The 17,311-nt window shown below is 39.2% G+C and carries 9 protein-coding genes and 1 pseudogene; 2 read left to right on the top strand and 8 right to left on the bottom strand.

Features of this window, described 5'->3' with window-relative positions; all coding sequences use genetic code 11:
* Positions 1-256 precede the first annotated feature (256 nt).
* Entirely contained in the window at positions 257-592 is a 336-nt protein-coding gene (locus NXV01_RS01275; RefSeq protein WP_004327208.1) for a hypothetical protein, read from the bottom strand.
* 1,371 nt (positions 593-1,963) lie between these two features.
* Here NXV01_RS01275 and NXV01_RS01280 point away from each other — a divergent pair.
* Entirely contained in the window at positions 1,964-3,172 is a 1,209-nt protein-coding gene (locus NXV01_RS01280; RefSeq protein ID WP_259021583.1) for a hexokinase, read from the top strand.
* Positions 3,173-3,327: 155 nt separating this feature from the next.
* Here the strand turns inward: NXV01_RS01280 and NXV01_RS01285 are convergent, their stop codons facing one another.
* From NXV01_RS01285 to NXV01_RS01315, 7 genes and pseudogenes are all read right to left on the bottom strand, one after another.
* Entirely contained in the window at positions 3,328-5,322 is a 1,995-nt protein-coding gene (locus NXV01_RS01285) for a glycoside hydrolase family 97 protein (protein ID WP_259021584.1), read from the bottom strand.
* Positions 5,323-5,471: 149 nt separating this feature from the next.
* Complete coding sequence (locus tag NXV01_RS01290; RefSeq protein WP_259021586.1) at positions 5,472-7,550, bottom strand: DUF5125 domain-containing protein; 2,079 nt, start codon at positions 7,548-7,550, stop codon at positions 5,472-5,474.
* 13 nt (positions 7,551-7,563) lie between these two features.
* Positions 7,564-8,556: a glycosyl hydrolase family 32 gene (locus NXV01_RS01295; RefSeq protein ID WP_217722929.1), complete on the bottom strand. Its 993-nt coding sequence runs from the start codon at positions 8,554-8,556 to the stop codon at positions 7,564-7,566.
* Positions 8,557-8,591: 35 nt separating this feature from the next.
* Positions 8,592-10,238, bottom strand: a complete 1,647-nt coding sequence (locus NXV01_RS01300) for a RagB/SusD family nutrient uptake outer membrane protein (protein WP_259023418.1) — start codon at positions 10,236-10,238, stop codon at positions 8,592-8,594.
* Between the two features lie 23 nt (positions 10,239-10,261).
* A complete protein-coding gene (locus NXV01_RS01305; protein WP_259021589.1) occupies positions 10,262-13,630 on the bottom strand; it encodes a SusC/RagA family TonB-linked outer membrane protein in 3,369 nt (1,122 codons plus the stop codon).
* A gap of 267 nt (positions 13,631-13,897) precedes the next feature.
* Positions 13,898-14,911, bottom strand: a complete 1,014-nt coding sequence (locus NXV01_RS01310; protein ID WP_259021590.1) for a FecR family protein — start codon at positions 14,909-14,911, stop codon at positions 13,898-13,900.
* Positions 14,912-14,990: 79 nt separating this feature from the next.
* Positions 14,991-15,569 (bottom strand): annotated as a pseudogene (locus tag NXV01_RS01315) (RNA polymerase sigma-70 factor); the annotation flags it as partial.
* A gap of 189 nt (positions 15,570-15,758) precedes the next feature.
* Between NXV01_RS01315 and NXV01_RS01320 the strand changes: the two are divergent.
* The gene (locus tag NXV01_RS01320; protein ID WP_195650393.1) at positions 15,759-17,273 is read left to right on the top strand and encodes an SLC13 family permease; all 1,515 of its coding nucleotides are present in this window, start codon (positions 15,759-15,761) and stop codon (positions 17,271-17,273) included.
* Positions 17,274-17,311: the final 38 nt, after the last annotated feature.

The raw sequence follows: 17,311 nt of genomic DNA on the forward strand, positions 1-17,311 counted from the left end.
ACAGATAGATTGTGCGCGGAAACAAGAAGAGAAATACACATTATTATATCACACGCGGGCGAGCGGGCGAGTGTAAGGCAAAGATAAATTAAGAAGAAAATCATAAGAGAAAAGAGAAGTGCCATATAAAATATACCAAAACCGGATTATAAGACATGATGATTTTTGCATATACAGGATTATTCAATCAAGTATATGCAAAAAGCAATGAGGCAAACATACGTCAGGAAATGCAGAATTGAAATGCAACGACGATTTATTCCTCCATACGCAGGCTGACAAGTTCAATCCATTTCTTTAGGCTCAGATCGAGACCGCCTTTCTCCAATAAATGAAGGGCGCTACCATAATGAAGGGCGGCATCTTCCTTTACAGAATATATCTTGCAAGAAAGCTCACCGAGATAATACTTCAGGCGTGCCATCTGAATATAATCCAATAGGGTATAATCTTCTTCTACTGATAAACTAATCAATTCATTTATCAAGACATATGCCTGTTCGCATTCGGTACAGGTTAAATCAGAGAAAGATTTGTTCACAACAGGATGCTGCGATAGCTGAATGATGATACGATTAAAGTCTCCGCACATAGTTTATATGAATTACCACATCAGTTCCCGGTGGTGCGAGGTTTATATAAAAAGAGAACGTGGGAACTATCTACTTACGCTCTATATAAGGTATCCGCTAAGACCCCCAGTGAACATAAGTGATAGCCCCACGCCCAATTGTGTATATAACAAAGTATATATGCAAAAGTGCGCGAGACCTGTCACTCATTGTCATTCACTGGTAAAAAATTAGCGGATTTTTATATAGAATGCAACAAATAACCGTTCTCAATAAAATTATTAAAAAGCTACTTCCTTCGCTCGAAAGTAAACTATGACAAAAGTAGAAATAAATATCTATTAAACAAACAATTTTGACAGAAAAAAAATATGCTTTATCAATTAATCTAGTCTATATCATATAAAAAAACACGTATCTGACATTCTACTAGAAACGATTTTTCATTTTCATTTCTCATGTTCTCATAACGCACATAATAATATCTTGTAAATCAAAGACATAACACTATGAGAAATAAAATAGAAAATAGCATTTCTCATAGTATTACCAGCATTTTGTCCATAAAACAACGCATTTCTCATACCTTTTCAAGGTATTTCTCATAGTATTTTAACCATTTATCCTATAAATTATCAAGCCAGATTCTAAGCTAAAGACCAAGTAGAATACCAGACTATACACTGCTTTACAATATATTACCAGTGCTTATTGAAAGTATATAGAGCGGACATTTGTATATTTTCCGACCTGTATCTGTATCGTTCCACTCCAGTGAACAGATCGTTCCACTCGAGTGGACGGTTCTTTTCACTCTAGTGCACAAGCCTGTTCACTGGAGTGGAACGATACAGATAGTAGTAGGAAGGAATGAAAATGATTAAGGAAAAACATAAAGATATAAGGTGAATGATACACAGGAAAGCAGTAAACAATAGGAAGTTGATTAATAAACGACATAAGGAAAGGAATAATCGCAAGTCCGGCGATAGTCCGGAAAAAGCTACAGCCATCATGCATGAGAAATGAGCAAAATAGATAAAAGGAGTATGAGAATAAGAGGAGAAATGAGTTGAAACCGATGAGAAATGCAGCTTTTTTAAGGATAAATGATGGAAATACTATGAGAAATACCATTTTACTGTTTATTTCTCATACTATTATATTATTGATTTACAAACAAATACCATACCACTTATGAGAACATGAGAAATATCATTTGCAGGAGAACTTGAATTCAACGAAAGGTTATTTTTTAGGAAAGAGCAAAAAAGAAAGAGATAAATCAGGAATCCGGCCGAATCCATATACCGTATACCGACCGACCGAGCAAAATTCCTTTTCAGTTGTTATTCATATATATCATAGTATACACAATAAAAGTCAATATCATGGAGAAGAATATTTTTCAGTTAGATAATGAGCAACTCAAAGAAATTGCCCGTTCATTCAAAGCAAAAGTAGAAGAGGGATTGAACACTGAAAATGCAGAGATACAATGCATTCCAACTTTTATCACTCCGAAAGCAAGTAGTATTAATGGTAAATCGTTAGTGCTTGATTTGGGAGGAACCAATTATCGGGTGGCAATCGTTGACTTCAGTAAAGTTCCTCCAACCATTCACCCCAACAATGGTTGGAAGAAAGACATGTCGGTTATGAAATCTCCCGGCTATACCCGCGAAGAGTTATTCAAAGAATTGGCAGACATGATTACCGGAATAAAACGGGAGAAAGAAATGCCAATCGGATATTGCTTTTCTTATCCGACAGAGTCTGTGCCAAGCGGAGATGCCAAACTCTTACGCTGGACAAAAGGAGTTGACATAAAAGAGATGATTGGAGAAGTGGTAGGGAAGCCTTTGCTGGACTATCTAAACGAAAGAAATAAAATCAAGTTTACGAATATAAAAGTGCTTAATGACACCGTAGCCAGTTTATTTGCAGGACTTACCGACAACAGTTACGATGCATATATAGGTCTGATTGTGGGAACAGGCACCAATATGGCTACCTTTATTCCGGCTGACAAAATTAAGAAGTTAAGTCCGTCACATAAGGTCGATGGCTTGATTCCCGTTAATCTGGAGTCGGGGAACTTTCATCCGCCATTCCTCACCGCAGTAGATAATACGGTAGATGTAATCTCCGACAATCCGGGAAGACAACGTTTCGAGAAAGCTGTATCCGGCATGTACTTGGGAGACATTCTAAAAGCGACTTTTCCTCTGGAAGAATTTGAAGAAAAATTCGATGCACAAAAGCTTACCTCTATCATGAACTATCCCGATATTTATAAAGATGTGTATGTGCAGGTGGCACAGTGGATATATGGCAGATCGGCGCAATTGGTTGCAGCTTCACTTACAGGGCTTATCATGTTGCTAAAGTCATACAATAAGGAGATAAGGAGAATTTGCCTGGTTGCCGAAGGAAGTCTTTTCTGGAGCAAGAACAGAAAAGATAAAAACTATAATATGATTGTCATGGAGAAATTACGGGAACTCTTCAGTTTATTTGGTTTGGAAGACGTAGAGATCGACATAAAAAGTATGAATAATGCCAATCTGATAGGAACAGGTATTGCGGCATTATCCTGACATGTTCTAATTTATCATTGTCCGGCAGGTCTTCAATCGGCCTGTTCATAAAAATTCGATGCTGTATCAAATTTACAGATACAGCATCGAACCTATTTTCAGACTTGTCAAATCCGGTTCAATATTTAGATAGAATATAGAACCTAAAGTAGCTATTATTTGATCTTCAGTGCAAAACCACCTCCGGGTGCCAAATGAATCTTCAGCTTACTGTCATTCTTTATCCGGAAAGATTCACATTTATAATCACGTCCAACCCGGTGGGCATTCACTCCATCCTTAAATAATATAGCATCGTATGTCTTGTCGCCCAAGAAGGAACAATCTACTTCAATGTCACGTGCCGTCCAATCGGTAATTCCACCTACATACCAGACATTTCCTGCCCGGCGCGCCGTTACGATGTACTCTCCCATTTTACCATCAAGTACGATACTTTCATCCCATACGGTCGGAATATTGGCAATAAATTCGGTTGATTCCGGTTCGCGCATATAGTTGCTTGGCGCATCGCACAGCATATTGAAAGGAGACTCGAATACCACATACAGAGCAAGTTGGCGACAGCGAGTTCCCTGGCTCATAGGTTCCGAGTTACAAGGATAATAGTTGCCTTTCGAAGCATTACGCATCGCGCCTTGGGTGTAATCCATCGGACCGGAAACCTGACGGGTGAAAGGCAACAGTACGTCATACTTCACCTGATCGACCGAAGCCGGACTCCATTTCATCTGTTCCAAGCCATTAACCCCTTCAAAGTTCAACACATTCGGATAAGTACGATTCAAGCCGGCCGGTTTATGCGTTCCATGCAAATCGAGAATCAATTTATATTTAGCACACATTTCGGCAGCCCGATAATTGAATGCTGTCATATACTGATCGTCACGATCCATAAAATCGACCTTAAAGCCTTTGACTCCCATGTCGGCAAAATAACGGCAAACGTTCTCCATATCACGATCGAAGGCATAATAACCAGCCCAAAGAATGATACCTACATTTTTGGAAGCTGCATAATCTACCAGTTCTTTCAGATTAATATCTTTCACTACTTGCATCAAATCCGCCTGCAGGTTGACTGCCCAACCTTCATCAAGGATTACATATTCTATTCCGTTTGCAGAAGCGAAATCAATATATGCTTTATAAGTCGGATTATTTACTCCGGTGATAAAATCAACGCCATCCAAGTTCCAGTTATTCCACCAATCCCATGCCACTTTACCGGGTTTGATCCATGAAATATCCGTCAGACGGGAAGGAGCAGCCAACAAATAGCTCAAGTTGCTTGCCGCCAAATCTTTATCGGAAGTGGTAACAATGCTCATTCGCCATGGAAAACTTCGGGGTTTATCTACTTTGGCAATGTAAACTTCACGCTCTTTCACCAACATCTGAAGTTGATTGTGTCCGCCCTGCACCGTCTTCTTGGGATAGGGGGCGAATTTACCCGTCAATCGGTTTTCCCCTTCAGCAGCAGATAAATAGAGACCGGGATAATTCTCCAAACCGGATTCTGTGATACAAATCTTGACACCTTCACCAGCATCCACTACTAATGGCAAAAACATCAAACGTTTTTTATTCAGTTTCGATAATCGATCAGTAGTATAAGTGTTCTCGAAAGAATTGAAATATTGGGATTCGTAATCACCGTCTTTCCCCGCTTTTACATACGGAACAGAGGCTACCATATCGGACGGGAAACGGTAATCTACAGTTTCATCCACTACATTGAAAGGTTTCTTCGACCGGCTGACAAAGCGATATGCAATACCATCATTGTAAGCACGAAACTCTACGTTCCAATCTTTCTTAAACCGGAGAGTCAGTTCATTATAGTAATCTCTTAGCTCGTTGGCGCGATAGAAAGGAGAAGGAACCATCTGATCTACTTTTTTCCCGGAAGTGCCGGCCAACTTTGCTTTCTCTCCCCAAACTTCTCCATTATCCAATGTCATCGAAATTGGAGAAGAAGTCAGTATCTGACGTCCGTCGCAATGGATGTCATAAGTCAACTTATCACCGATGGTAATAGTTGTTTGGAGTTTCCCATCCGGAGAGTTCAAGGTAAATTGTTTTTGTGCTTGTACCGTAAGCGTACATGCGACAACACATAGAAATAATAAAATCTTCAGTTTTTTCATGGTTTTAATTATAGTAGTTATCAAATCATAAGAAGAATGATGCAAAAATAAAATAATATATGGTAGTAACCTATATGAAAACTAAAAACAAAGGCAAAAAAGATCGGCATTACTTCCGATCTTTCTCTTTTTATACACAAAATTCTACACTAGAGTTTTGTAATAATACAAGTATTTGTATTCATATCCCATTTTAAATGATAGACTCCATATTGGTTATCTATGTTATCAATTGTAGCTCCAAAATTAACATCATTTCCTCCGCCAGCATCATAGCCCCATGCACGCCCAAATGAGCCATCTGATGAAACAATATTTACTTCAGAAGATTTGATAGCATAATACCAAGCACCAGTCACATGTTTTCCCTGATAGAAAGCCACACATCCCCAATTCGCGTGAAAATAGAATGTCGTTTCAAAGATCCCGTCACCTGTTTTAGCACAACAAAGATATTGTCCGGGAGTAGCAAATCCCCATCCGGTATCGTCCACACTCAGATAATTCCAGATACTGCCATCCGTCTTGGGATGTCCAAAGCCATTTCCGGTAAGCCACATCGCATCAGGATAGTTTGTTTTATCTATTCTTTCCACATAAATAAATTCTCTATCTATTTGATAGTCGATACGATAAGTTCCGCTGACAGCCCTAAACTTATAGTGTCCGTCAACCAATTCAAAAAATTCCGGTTGAAGCATATATTCTAAATAGGAGAATCCTTCAAATGCAACAGTTTGCCCCTGTGTCAAAGCCAGTTCCACTTCAAAGAAGTCAGACGTTCCACTTTGCTGCATCAGTTTTCCATTTATCTTGAATTCTAATGGTTTAACATCGGCTTCATCCATTTTATTGACCGCGGCAATAACCCTTTTGTTTATATCAATGCGAAGACGATACACTCCAGGAGTAAAATCTTTACCAGGAATAAGATCACCAGTGAAATGTCCATTGCCTATGCTACTCAAATTAGAAACTTGGTAATGTTTATCCAACAGATTAGCAGGTAACGGATCAAGCACTAAAGTTCCAAAGCCTGTCCCCCAATCCGCACGCTTCTTAAAAAATAACAGATGAAAATCATGATCCAAAAATAATGTTATCTCGAAAATACCTTCACCAACTTTTATACACTGATAGGAATCACCCGTATTAAATTGCCAGCCATGAGCCGTTACACTTTCAGCAGCCGGATGGCCATATCCACTTCCACAAGTCCACAAAGCATCAGGAAATTCCGATTGGACATTCTCAACATAAATCAGCCTGTTACCCGGATCATAATATAGTTTATATTCTCCATCCATTCCACGGAAAACAGCTTGGTCTTCTGCAGCATTTTCAAAGAAATCAGGTTGAATCATCTCACTGATATCACCGAAATTCTCAAAATTCAGTACATCTCCTTTGTGTAAATTCAGCTTCACTCCCAGATAAGAAGATACACCGGGAAGGATACTCATTTCCTGACCATTAACTACAAAATTGTCATCAGAAGACTGGCCATTCTGCGGTTGCATAGAGAAAGTGCCATTCTTCATATCTATTGTCAAACGATATATACCAGACTTAAACAAAGGTCCCGCCACAAAATCACCGGAAGATAATCCCTGAACTAAAGTCGGCTTATCTAAAGTAAGATCTTGTGCCCAAATTTCAATCTCCGGATGAGTTCCCCATCCATGGTGTTTGAAAAGTTTAAAACCAAAATTCTCTGCCAAATAGAGTGATATTTCAAACACATTGTCTGATATTCGACAGCAGGTCATTCCATTATCCGGTGTATCCAAATTCCATGTAGCCGAAATAACTCTGCCAGCCCCCGGATGTCCCAAATTAGCACCTATCAGGTAGAGGGCATCGGGATATTGTTTCTCCGGTTGTTCTACATATACCAACTCATTAGTTGCATCATAAATCAAATCGTATTCACCGGTTTCACCTTTAAAACGGGCTTTTGTGTCAGACATAAACTCCCAGAAATGAGGCTGTAAAGCAAATTCCAACGCATCGAATCCTGTAAAATCAACTTCTGCCTCCTTCGTCAAATGAAGTTTTTTCCCTATATAATTGGTATAATACGTCTCGGTCATTTTCTCTCCGCCTACAGTGACCGGACCTTGCGTTTTCCATTCAGGCCAGTTGTCATATTTCTCCACACTATCCGTACAGGATACGACAAGGGCTGAAATAAGTAATAATATTACAATATAATAGTTCTTCATCATATATTTGTCCTTTTTATTTCTTGTATGCCTTTAAAATAGCCTGATAAACCTTCTCATTTACTCGAACAATGCATCCGTGACGGGCATCGGGACCTTGAAAATAACATTCAGTCCAAGGACCGTCTATCGAAGAAGCTTTAAACATGTCATATTGCTTCGGATAACGTTCTGCATAGAGAAAGAATCCTTCGCCATCTACTGTAGGAACGAGTATGGGAGCCTCATGCCACACACTTAATGAGGTAATTGCCGCTCCCGGATTGGGGTATGGTCCTGTTAGAGTCTTCGACTTTGTCATACGAATTGTCTTAGCTACTTCCGGAGCATCTTCCGGCCAGCGTTCATCTTTTATGATAGCACAATACTCATCACCCACTTTACGGATAATCACATCTATAGTTGCCATGTCTTCGTCACTACCTGTAAAATCGAACAGACGTTTCGGGTCGGTGAAAGTTTTGAAATCCGATGTCAAAATATAAAATGTACGTTTCGTCTTCCATTCTGATGTATCTCCGTCATTCCCAGTTTTACCGGCATGCCAAGTAATAATATATTGCCCACCTGCCTCATCATAAAATATTTTCGGAGCTCCGTAATAGGTTTCTTCATTCTTATAACCCAAAGCTGATATTTTATTAAATATAGACTTTTTCAACTTATCACTCTTCCAAGTCACTAAATCTGAGGATGACCACAATATAGGTATCCCCGTATTAGGCTGTACGCCAATCATATAAAACACACCATCCTTACCCTGACAAATATCAGGATGACCGCAATAGTCAGGCAACACAATCCGCTTTTTATTCAATGTTTCCCAATGGAATGCATCACGCGAAACAGAATAAAATAAACGGGCATAATTTTCATCTGTCATATGGGCAAATAAGTATCCGCCATCAGTAGCTACCATCGGCTCTTTATTTTCTTGTATCGTATCATCCGAACATCCCCATCCGGCAAATATCATTAGCATACCTATTAGATAATTCATATATTTCATGTTATTTGTTATTTAATTGAATAAAAATCATTTTCTTAGATTCCACCAGCTGCATCTTTATCTGTTTTCCAATCTGGTCTTTCATAGTTTTGTTCGAGAGTTTTTCCATTCTCTGCTGCTTGGTCTACAGCATAATTGGGCAGAGGCATATACTGTTTTGTAGGGACATTGCCCTTCGTTGCAGCCGTCTCACGTGCATAACGATTAAAACGAATCAAATCAATCTTACGACATCCTTCATAAAATAGTTCGTGCCCACGCTCTTTCAGTATTGCAGTCAGAAATGCATCCGCAGATGACAGAGCTTCAGAGGATAGATTTCCCAGTCCGGCACGATTACGCACCTCATTCACTGCAGCTATTGCAGCTGCAGTCGGCGCTGCTTTCGATAAACGAACTTCTGTTTCAGCATACATCAGCAACACATCGGCCCACCGTGCTAGAGGAATATCTGTTCCTTGGAAAGTACCTGAAGTTTCCACTGGAAATTTATTACAAATAAATCCATCCCATTTCACCCCAATATCACTTTTAGTCACCTTAATTCCATCTTTTGTCCAGTATTCTGTTAGAATCGCCTCTTTGCGTAAATCATCTTTTTCAAAACTATTATAGAATTTAGGAGCCACATTGTAAAAAGCATTCCAACCGCCATTTTGCGGATAGAAAGGAGTACGATTTCCTGTCGGATCCAATGCTGACGCTTCATTAGGAACAACCAACCAAGAAAGAACATTGGCATTCCCGTTCTTAGGATTCCCGTCAGCATTTGGATCACAACTTACTGCCATAATGATTTCGTTATTAAATTTATTGGCATTTTTAAAAAGGTCCGTATATGGATTGCTGCCCGATTTGAACAAGTAATACTTACCTTTCAAAGCCTCATACATATCTAATGCTTTTTTATAATAACCATCCATATATCCCCCTTCATTCAAACAATGACGCATCAGACAGAAACGAGCATAATCACGGGTATATCGCCCTTTTTCCAATGTAGTTTCAGGAGCATTATTGGCTGCAAACTCCAAATCATCTGTAATCCATCCGCACATCTCATTCAATGTAGGGCGCACAGTATTTCCCAGTGCTTCTTCATTAAACACATCATCGGGGTTAATTACAACCGGCACCGGACCATAAATATGCATCAAGTAATAAAGCATCATCCCCCGGCATAGACGGGCTTCTCCCAACAGGCTATTCTTCTTTTCTTTAGCCAGTACATCTTCAGGAGCTTTTTCCAGCGTACCGATAATCTCCGTAAAACGAGTTACCTCTGCCGTTTTAGGAAAATGATTCAGGTTATTGGCATCATCTACCCAACCTCTCCAGTAATAATAGCAATTTTCAAAGTTTGCCTGAGAAAGACGGAGCCATTCATCGCTACATTTCACTACAGCTGGTGCCATTATATCCGACGTAGAGTCAAACATACGAATATTTCCCCCGGTAGCAACATAGAAGCCGTGCTGTCCTGTTCCACTATTTATCTGATATGTAAATACCGATGTAAACGGAATATAACAAGTCATCATATAAGAGACGTATTCATCTTCTGTAGACGGATATTTGCCCTGTATAAGGTCGCCATAGATATGTGCATCGAAATTATTCTCACAACTTCCCAATAAAAGTAATAAGGAAGATAATATTGGTAATAATATTGTCTTTTTCATCATATTTCTACATTTTATATCAATTAGAATGAAATTTTCGCACCAAAAGAATAGACTCTTAATTGAGGATATTGCCCATGGCCAAGATTACCGGCAGCTGTTGTTATTTCCGGATCATCACCTTCGAACTTGGTCAAAGTGAATGGGTTCTGAAAATCTACAAAAAGACGGATATTCTGTATATTCCCCTTTAGAAAAGCAAGTTTCCTCGTATCCCAGTTATATCCCAATGTAATGTTTCTGACTCTCAAAAACGAGGCTTTCTCCCAGAAGGTGTTGATCGGGGCATTTTCCGGAAGTGCTACAGATTTACTGGAAGCAATTCCCGGTACAGTCCCATTGGAATTGATTTGTGAATTCCAAATAGAATAAGCATAATCTGTAGGGTTACTTGCCAATGTTCCGCTTGCTAAATTGGCTGCAGAACAATTACTAGCATGAGTAGAATTAAATTTTTTCACGCCCAACTGTCCGTACATATAAACATCCAAATCAAAATTCTTATAAGTAAAGGTATTACCAAAACCATAATATACCTTAGGCAACGTGTTATCCATATAAATATCATCGATATCTATTTTGCCATCTCCATTGCGATCATCAATAATAGGATATCCAGGTAACTGTGCTTCACGAGGTAACGAACGTTGAGAATCTGGCATGTTGCTCCTATCTTCATTAATGACACCAATTGTCTTATAATAATAATAAGCACTCATCGGCTCATTTTCCCGTTTCTGATATTTCTTATAATCAAAATTCGGCATCCGCTCAATCCAATATGCATTATAATGAGACAATGCCAGTGAAGAAGTCCATTTAAAATGTGGTGTCTGGATATTCAAGGTGTTTAAGGACAATTCTACACCAGTCCGTTTATAATGCCCTCCATTTATAGGACGATAACCGTACATATTCAATAAAGAAGTGGGAGCTGTTCCCAACAAGTTAGTCACATCATTCCGAAAAAAATCAAGACTTCCCCATATTTTATCTTTCAAAATTGAAAAATCTAATCCTATGTTCTTCATCGTTGTCTTTTGCCAGGTCACATCCGAATAATTGGCGCTTTGCAGTGCATAAGGTACATAAGTAACGCCGCTATTCGAAAACTTAACATCTTCACGGGATATACCGATAATACCATATAAAGAAGTTCCTAAATTGTCACTACCCGTCACACCATAACTAGCACGAACCTTCAATAGATTCAGCCAAGAAAGATTTTGCATGAACGATTCATTAGACATTTTCCATGCCACTGAAGCAGAAGGGAACAACGAATATTTTTTATCCGGAAAGAACTTATCTGTTCCATCCCGCCGTAAAGTAGCTGTCAATACATAACGTTCCAATACATCGAAAGAAGCACGAAGGAATTGAGAACGTTTCTCATTTTCATACTTATACGAAGTTGGAGAGAAAGGCCCATCCGCTGCAGCCAGGTTGCTGTCGTTAATCATATCATTAGCATTCTGGTAAGAGACGGTCATTCCGGTTCCCTTGTCTAAATACCGCCCCATACCTGCAACAGCATTCACATCTATCATATTCCAGAATTTATGCCGGAAAGAAAGAGTACCTTCCATCGTTTCATACTGTCGTTCATTATATCCAAGGCTTCCTCTTGATTTACGAACAAGTCCCCAATAAACATCTTTAGGAATATAGGCAGAACGTTTTCCATTCTCTTTGTTCACACCATACAACAATTTAGCCGACAACATATTCTTGATAATATCAATATCAAGAGCAAAGTTCACATAATAACTACTTTGTTTAGATTCGTCGCAAATTTCTAATGCAGCCAACGGATTCGGTTCCCTACCGAATATTGTATATTCTCCCATATTATCGTACATAGCGAGATAAGGCGGATAATTCATTGCTGTATAAAGTGACCCTGCTGCCGAATTCCCTTGATTACCGGTATCTCCTCCTACCGTAGAATTACTATATTTATTATGATTCAAATTAGCAATGGTTGTCAACTTCAAGAAGCTAAACAGCTGCGCAGAAATATTGGTCCGCAAAGAATAACGCTGCATTCCGGCATTACGAACAACCCCGTCTTCATCATAATAGTTTAATCCTAAATAATAACGCAGTGTTTTTGAACCGCCACTAATAGTCAAATTCTGATTATTAACTTGCCCTGTCTTCAATACATAACTCAACCAATCTGTTGTAGTTGCATTCGCTATCTGTTCAGACGTAAATACCGGAGTCCATTTACCATCATATCCCACATTTCCATAAGGATATTGCTCATTAATAAACAAATAATTTTCTTTTCCGTACAAATTGACCATATTCATGTATTCTTGTGAATTCAGACGATTCATCCCATAAGAATAACGCTTCTGAATAGAATAACTCCCTTCATAAGTAATATGAGGCTTCCCTTCTACTCCTTTTTTGGTTGTAATCAGGATAACACCATCAGCTGCACCGATACCATAGATAGCCGCTGAAGCGTCTTTCAGTACTTCAATAGATTCTATGTCACTAGGATTCAAGCCTGCCAAAGCGGCACGTTTAACACCATCCGGCAATCCAGTTTCCCCACTCCCGACTTCTAAAGAAGAATTTGGCATTACTACTCCATCAACAACATAAATCGGATTTCCACCACCACGAATAGAAATATTTATTTCACCTCCGGGTTGAGTACTATTTACCGTAGCCTGTAATCCTGCCGCACGTCCTAATAACATACTGGCTACACTACTATTAGCAGCTTTCGATATTTTTTCAGTTTTTACCGTCGCAATAGCTGTGGTCAAGTTTTTACGGGAGGTTGTACCATATCCCACTACTACCACTTCATCTAGCACCTTCTGATCTTCAATCAAGGTAATAGCTAAAGTTGTCCGGTCACCAACTCTTACTTCTTGTGTCTGATAACCGATATAAGAGATTTCCAATACTGCTCCTGATGATACTTCCAAAACAAATTTTGCATCCAAATCGGTCGCAGTTCCATTAACATCTCCCTTTTCCTTTACAGTAGCACCAATAATAGGTTCACCATTCAGATCGTTCACCACACCCATGATTTTTCGTTTCTTACTATCTTTCAAAACTTTCTGCCGCGCTTGCCCTTTTTGGACAATAATATTCTTGCCCTTTACCTCATAAACAACTTCTTGCCCGTACAATATCTGATCGATAGCTTCATTCAATTGTTTTGCCTTTACACTTACAATCTTCCTGGTATCCAGGTCTCCCACTTTATATACGAAAGAATATCCGCTTTTATTCTTCAATTGCGTCATTGCTTCTTTCACTGAAACATTATTCATTTTCAATGAAACGGCCTGGGCTAGCATTGCTATGTTAAGGCAAAAGAGAGCCACGACCATTAATATGGCCTTCTTCCTGTAATTCATAAAATAAACAAATTATTTAATTAAAACTTGAATAACTCGTTTTAAAAGAGATGTATTTTGCTAACTTTGCATAATCTCTTTTGAAAACATGCTCACGTTTGAAAGTTGTTAAAGAAGAGATTCAGGAGCCGGAAGATGTTCGAGATCTTCCGGTTTTTATTTTTCTCTCCTTATCATTCACTAAAGACTATTCAGTATTATTTCCTTTACTCATATTCTTCAATTATAAGGTTAAACAATCATAGTATTATAATCTCTGGTAACCGGTTAATAGATAGTTATATTGCGCTCTTCAATTTTATATTGTATTTTCTCTGTAGATGCCAATGCATCCAACACTTCCTGAATACTTTGTTCCCGACGGACGAAGTTTCCGTAGAACCGGAATTTATTTAATGAATCATTAGCTATATGGATATTCACATTGTAGCTACGTTCCAGTTCTTTCACGATGTCCGGCAAAAGTTCTTCATCAAAAAACAGATAGCCATCCGTCCATTGGGAGGCATTGGAAGCTGTGACAGTTTCTACGGTCATCAATCCGTTCGCTTTGTTTAATATCGCTCTCTCGTCGGGTGCAAGGAAAGCTTCTTTCTCTTTTTTCAGTAAATTACTTAATTCTACTTTCCCTTCCAACAAGGATACTACCACTTCATGATCTTCCGGATAATCGCGGAAATTAAATTTTGTTCCCAATACCTGCAATTGCAAATCTTTGGTCTTTACAAAGAAAGGGAGTTTCTCATTCCGTTGGACTTCAAAATATCCCTCGCCTTCTAATTCTACTTTACGGTTATCTACTCCGAAGCCTTGTGAGTAGGTCATTCGTGAACCGGCATTCAACCAAACCAATGTACCATCAGGCAAATAGAGTTTCGTTCTTGATCCTAAAGGAGCCTCTACGGATATATCTGCAAAAGTGTCTTTTACATTCACTCCTCCCTGCCAATATGAGAAGCATCCTACTGCAAGTATGACTGCGATAATCGCGGCATAACGCCACAACGCCGACAAACGGAATTCCTGGCGAGGAGCTTTCTCCACTTGCTTCCGGCTCCCGATACGATTCTTAAAGGTATCGAATGCCTTGTCTTTATTGTATTTCGACGCGGCTTCACGGCTCACGGCAGAGAACCAGACTTCCCGTTGCTGAATAAAATAATCCTCATTTTCAGGTGATGCAGCTATCCATGCTTTTAGTTCGGCTAAAGCATTTTTGTCCAAACCTTCGGTCAGATAGGTTGCAATCAATTCATCAATATGTTTCTTTTCTTCTTCCATTTTTCTGCGTTCTATAAAGGAGACAGTAGATTTTTAATTGAGGGTAGTCTAAAAATGACTTTTTTTCGTTTTTACCCGAAAAAAAAAGTAGAGTAATCAGATATTTACTTAGATTCGTTTGTAAAGATGCTAATGCATTCTTTATATGATACTTAACCGTATTGACAGAGATGCCTAACTCTTGAGAAATTTCTTCGTATGATTTTCCTTCAAAACGGCTTTTATCGAACACGCGACGACATTCGTTCGGCAATTTATCAATGGCTTTATATATTTCCTCTTCCAGTTCACGCTCCAGCAATGTCCCCAACGGATGCGAATCGGATATCGTCATTTTATCGTCTGTTATCTCATCGGGCATTAGAGATGAAAACGCAATCTCTCGCTTTTCCCATTCTGAATTAAGATCGTTGATACAACGATTACGGACGGCTCTCAACAAATAGCTACGGATGGAAACGGAAATCTCCAGCGTTTCACGAATCTCCCATAAATGAAAAATAGTATCTCCGACGATGGTTTCCGCGAGGAATTGATCTTTTACATAGCCATTCGCGACATGACACAGCAGAGCATAGTGACGGTCATAGATGTATTGATAAGCATCTTCATTGCCTGTCTTCAACTGCTCCACTATTAAAGTTTCAGTATGCTCCATGGATGTATTAGTCAAGTTAATGGCACAAATTTAGAGAATTTGTCCTAATTAACCTAATATCTATATTAATATCTCCAAAGACACTTTAGCTAGAAAAAATAAAGAAAAAAAATCATCTCCTAATAACTAAATATGGAATAAAAAGTTATTTTTGCACCGTTTTTTTAAATTTTATCTTAACCTAGTATTATGTACAAAATTTTTCACGGCTTCCATCTAGTAGAGGCTTATCAGGATTTGAAAAAAGCCAAACGGTTGGCAAAAAATCAGACAGTAACCCGATGCATTAAGTTAACCGTAGCTATTACCCTCTCCCTTATTTTATGGCTCCTCCCTATTGACACATTTGGAATAGAAGGATTAACCGTCATAGAACAAAGACTTATTTCCATCTTTATTTTTGCCACACTGATGTGGGTATTCGAAGCTGTCCCTGCATGGACAACTTCCGTATTGATTGTTGTATTACTATTACTCACCGTTTCCGACAGTAGCTTATGGTTCCTCACACAAAATATTTCAGCTGATAAGTTAGGGCAGACAGTCAAGTATAAATCCATTATGCACTGCTTTGCCGATCCTATCATTATGCTATTTATAGGTGGGTTCATACTTGCCATCGCAGCAACCAAAAGCGGACTGGACGTATTGTTGGCACGCGTCATGCTGCGACCTTTCGGAACACAGTCACGCTATGTACTATTAGGATTCATTCTCGTTACAGCAGCCTTTTCAATGTTCCTTAGCAATACGGCTACAGCTGCCATGATGCTCACTTTCCTTACTCCTGTGTTAAAAGCACTGCCAGCAGACGGTAAAGGAAAAATAGGTCTGGCCATGGCTATTCCTGTAGCTGCCAATGTAGGCGGTATGGGAACTCCTATCGGCACTCCACCCAACGCCATTGCTTTAAAATACCTGAATGACCCGGAAGGGCTAAACTTAAACATCGGTTTCGGAGAGTGGATGAGTTTTATGTTGCCTTATACCATTATTGTATTATTTATTGCGTGGTTTATTCTCTTAAGACTATTCCCTTTTAAACAAAAAAATATCGAATTACAAATTGAAGGTGAAGCAAAAAAAGACTGGCGTTCCATTGTGGTTTATATCACTTTTGCTATCACTGTCGTCCTATGGATGTTTGACAAAGTGACAGGAGTGAATTCCAATGTAGTAGCCATGATTCCGGTAGCCGTATTCTGTATAACAGGGGTTATCACTAAACGTGACCTGGAAGAAATCAGTTGGAGTGTGCTCTGGATGGTAGCCGGTGGATTCGCACTGGGTGTTGCCTTACAGGAAACAGGACTGGCCAAACATATGATTGAAGCTATCCCCTTCAACACATGGCCTCCTGTACTAATGATTGTCGGCTCCGGACTGATTTGTTATGCCATGGCAAACTTCATCTCACATACGGCTACTGCGGCATTGCTCGTCCCTATTCTTGCTATTGCAGGAAGCAGCATGCGCGAAAACCTGTCTTCATTAGGTGGGGTAGAAACTTTATTGATCGGGGTAGCAATCGGATCATCATTAGCAATGATATTACCCATCAGTACCCCTCCCAACGCACTGGCACATGCCACGGGTATGATTCAGCAAAAAGATATGGAAAAAGTCGGCATAATTATGGGAATCATCGGACTAATACTGGGATATACCATGCTGATTATACTTGGCTCCAACAAATTACTATAAATAATTCCTTTCCCATAAAGACAAGCCCTGTGAGAAGA

This window comes from Bacteroides sp. BFG-606 (assembly GCF_024788145.1).
In the GTDB taxonomy this organism is placed as follows: domain Bacteria; phylum Bacteroidota; class Bacteroidia; order Bacteroidales; family Bacteroidaceae; genus Bacteroides; species Bacteroides vicugnae.